At 70.0% G+C, this 643-nt stretch carries 1 protein-coding gene; it reads right to left on the minus strand.

The features are described from left to right. Positions 1-65: 65 nt before the first annotated feature. Positions 66-557 carry a winged helix-turn-helix domain-containing protein gene (locus FM051_RS50045; protein ID WP_158855018.1) on the minus strand — a complete coding sequence of 164 codons (492 nt, stop codon included), beginning with the start codon at positions 555-557 and terminating at the stop codon, positions 66-68. Between the last annotated feature and the right edge of the window lie 86 nt (positions 558-643).

The raw sequence follows: 643 nt of genomic DNA on the forward strand, positions 1-643 counted from the left end.
TTTCGGCGGGCGCAGCGTCTGGCCGGCCTCGTCCTCGAAGCACAGCCAGGCGTCCCGCTCCGCCGCTACCGTTTTCCCGCCGACCACGTCTCCCGCCGCCACGTGGCGATCGCCCGCTCGTCGCGCTCGATCGCGCGGTGCGCGGGCACCTGCGGGGAGAAGCCCATGCGGTGCAACAGATACGACACGCCGCGCAGCGTGTAGCGGGTGTGGAACAGTCGGGCGATCAGATCGGCGACCCGGGCCAGGGTCCAGCGCTGGTCGTCGCCGAACCCGTGCGCGGCCGGGCCCTGGTCCAACGCTCTGGCCAGCCGGTCCAACCGCGGCTCGTCCAGCCGGCACGACGACCCGCCAGATCCTTTCGACGCCAGTCCCGCCTCGCCCTCGGCCCGCCATCGGCGCCGCCAGGTGTAGACCGCGTTGGTCGACACCCGCAGCCGACGGGCGATCTCCGCGACCGCCACATCCTCGGCGAACCACTCCGCCGCCTGCAACCGAACAGCTTCGCGTTTGGCCCTGCCCCGCTCGGACAGACCACCACCATCCGCGTATCGCATCACTCCTGCGTAGACCACAAGCCGATCACGACCACGCAGGACACGCCGAGAACCACATGATCAACCCTGGCCTTTCAAGATCTGTA

Source organism: Saccharothrix deserti (genome assembly GCF_009769385.1).
GTDB classification, from domain to species: Bacteria; Actinomycetota; Actinomycetes; order Mycobacteriales; family Pseudonocardiaceae; genus Actinosynnema; species Actinosynnema deserti.